Genomic DNA, 2808 nt, shown 5'->3' with positions numbered 1-2808 from the left:
AATTAAAAAAATACAACTCAACGAAAGAGGTTATTTATGAATATTCTATGTGTATGCGGAAACGGCATTGGCACGTCTGTACTTTTAAAAATCAATGTTGAGGCTGCGGCAGCAGACTTAGGTCTTGATGTTACAGTTACTACTTCCGATGCGGGAAGTGCAAAAGGTACTGCGAATATGAATGATCTTGTGCTCACTTCTCCTCAGCTTGCTCCAGAGCTTGAGGGCACTACCACTCCTGTAGAAACAATTGAAAATTTCATGGATGTTGAAGAGGTGAAGGGTGTGCTTGAGCGTTACGCATAAATTATGTGTAACAAATAAACGTTTGATTATGCTGATTACGTGCTTACTGCTTTGGCATAGTCGTACTGTTATTTCATGCGCTATTCGCTTTTTCTAAATAAAAAGAAGGAAATAAGATGAACATTGTAGTTCAGGTTTTAAATTTCATAAGTCAGCAGATTTTGAATGTGCCGGCTTATTTGATTGGTATTATTGCGGCAATCGGTCTTATCGCACTCAAACGTAGTGCAGGACAAGTGATTGCAGGCGGCTTAAAAGCTGCTATGGGTTACCTCATTTTGGGTGCAGGTGCTGGCGTTGTTGTTGGTGCACTTGCTCCATTTGGTGACTTGGTTTTGAAGTCTACTGGTGCTCATGGTGTTGTACCTACGAATGAGGTTATTACTGCTCAGGCTGCAGGTCAGTACGGTGCTACTTCTGCATACATTATTGTGCTCAGCTTCGTTCTTATGCTTCTTGCTGCACGCTTTACTCCTTTGAAGTACATATTCTTGACTGGTCACCACATGGTGTTTATGTCTATGCTTTTGGCTCTAGTTCTTTCCGTTGGTTTTGGTGCAGGCAACCAGTTGCTTATTGTTATTGTCGGCTCTGTCATTATGGCAACGGTTATGGTTGTTCTGCCAGCTTTTGCGCAGCCTTTTATGAACCGTATTACTGGTAGCGATAAGCTCTCGATTGGTCACTTTAACTCTTTAAGCTACATTGTTTCTGGTGCTGTTGGTGCTGCTGTTGGTAAGAAGTCTAAGTCTACTGAAGATATTAACTTCCCTAAGGGTTTGAGCTTCTTGCGTGATTCAATGGTCTCCACGACTTTGTTGATGGTTGTGCTGTATTTGGTATTCGCAGTGTGGGCTTCGGTTGTGTTGCCAGTAAAGGAACTCTTCAAGATTTTCGCGTCTCACCCTACGGACTATAGTGCCTTCTACATGGCGGCTTTTGCTCAGGCTTTGCAATTTGGAATTGGTGTTAGTGTCATCCTTTATGGTGTTCGTATCATTTTAGGTGAATTGGTTCCTGCATTCCAGGGCATTGCTAACAAGGTCGTTCCAGGCGCTCGTCCAGCATTGGATATTCCAATCGTATTCCCATACGGTGCTAATGCTTCTCTTATTGGCTTCTTGTCTTCCTTCGTTGGAGGTCTTGTAGCTCTCGGACTTATTGCAATTTGGATGGGTCCAGCTTGGGGATTGGCATTGATTCTCCCAGGAATGGTGCCTCACTTCTTCGATGGTGGTGGTGCAGGCGTGTTTGGTAATGCAACCGGTGGTCGCCGTGGTGCTATTCTCGGTGGTTTTATTAACGGTTTAATTATTACATTCCTTCCAGCAGTATTGCTTACTGTTATGGGTTCCTTCGGCTTGGCAAACTCCACCTTCGGCGATGCTGACTTTGGTTGGGTTGGCACTGTTGTTGGTAACTTCGCTCACCTCGGTGCAGGCGTTGGTGCTATAAGCTTGATTATTGTTGCTGTTATTCTGTTTGCCTTGGCTTGGGTATGGCAGGTTAAGGTTGTTAACACCGGCTGGCTTCCTGCAGTAAAGCATGCTGAGTTCATTGAAGGAATTAAGAAGCAAGAGCGTGCTGCTAAGAAAGCAGCTGTGGCAGCTAAGGCTGCTGAAACTCATGAGGAGGCTGCTACAAAATAAATAGAGTACAGTAAAAAATTACATTTTAGTTAATGCGCCCAGTTTAGATTTTTCTGGGCGCACGTTTTATATTGACCGTCAAATTATGCAGTTAGCGTTGTTTCTTAGTGTTGTTTTTGCTTGAGTGCCACGATCTGCTTGAACAATTAGATTGCGCTAACGTTTGCGTTTATTTGTTACTCGCGCAGTTGATTAGTGTTGTGTAATGGTAGATACTTAAATTATGAATATTTCTACAGATTTCACTACCATTCCGGATGATTATTCTAAAGCTGCGCCGGAGCAGAATAAGATCAGCGGAGTTCCAGTAGTTTCTTTCCCATTTTACGTTGATAATATGCCATCTTTCGTGCATTATTTGCATTGGCGTTTTGTTGACGACGATGCAATACCGGTATGCGGTTTTGAATGGATTCACTGGACTGCCGCGAACGTGCCTGTTGAAGCGTTAATGTTTGATTTTAATGATTCTCACGCTTTACAAATACCGGAAGATTTTTCTCGTACAATGACTTCTATGATTCCGGAAGCTCTTCAAGGACGCAACTCGCAGGCAAGCAGATTTATTGGTTGCAATGATTCAGCAATTACTATGCGATACAACGGCCCTCAGCCTCCTGATAAAGATCACGAATACATGTTTGAAGTTTTTGGCACAGAAAAGCCTTTGCCAAATCTTAAGCCGGGATTCTACATGAATGAATTGTTACGCGAAGTAAGAAATGTAACTTCAGGTGTAGATGCTGGTGGAATGTTCCTTACTGGTAAAGCCTAAACGCGAGCACGAGAGCAACCAATTAGGTTAGCAGTTAACGCCTAAGCGTTAGAATCAAACAGTAACAAATCTAAAAAT

General features: G+C 42.9%; 3 protein-coding genes. All 3 read left to right on the top strand.

From position 1 onward, the window contains the following. Positions 1-36 precede the first annotated feature (36 nt). On the top strand, positions 37-306 hold the full coding sequence (locus A5294_RS06140) for a PTS sugar transporter subunit IIB (protein WP_004104746.1): 270 nt from the start codon (positions 37-39) through the stop codon (positions 304-306). A 116-nt stretch (positions 307-422) separates the two neighbouring features. After that, on the top strand, positions 423-1955 hold the full coding sequence (locus A5294_RS06135; protein ID WP_004104741.1) for a PTS ascorbate transporter subunit IIC: 1533 nt from the start codon (positions 423-425) through the stop codon (positions 1953-1955). 223 nt (positions 1956-2178) lie between these two features. Beyond that, complete coding sequence (locus tag A5294_RS06130) at positions 2179-2730, top strand: YbhB/YbcL family Raf kinase inhibitor-like protein (RefSeq protein ID WP_004104740.1); 552 nt, start codon at positions 2179-2181, stop codon at positions 2728-2730. The last annotated feature ends 78 nt before the right edge of the window (positions 2731-2808 follow it).

Origin of the sequence: Gardnerella sp. 30-4 (assembly GCF_001641215.1) — a bacterium.
Taxonomy (GTDB): Bacteria; Actinomycetota; Actinomycetes; order Actinomycetales; family Bifidobacteriaceae; genus Bifidobacterium; species Bifidobacterium leopoldii.
Note: the sequence above shows the minus strand (reverse complement) of the source record. Positions and strands in the feature narration are given on the sequence as shown.

What these genes read in the sequence shown, in the direction of transcription:
- A5294_RS06135 (WP_004104741.1), top strand. Translation starts at nt 423, where the DNA reads ATGAACATTGTAGTTCAGGTTTTAAATTTCATAAGTCAGCAGATTTTG.
- A5294_RS06140 (WP_004104746.1), top strand. Translation starts at nt 37, where the DNA reads ATGAATATTCTATGTGTATGCGGAAACGGCATTGGCACGTCTGTACTT.
- A5294_RS06130 (WP_004104740.1), top strand. Translation starts at nt 2,179, where the DNA reads ATGAATATTTCTACAGATTTCACTACCATTCCGGATGATTATTCTAAA.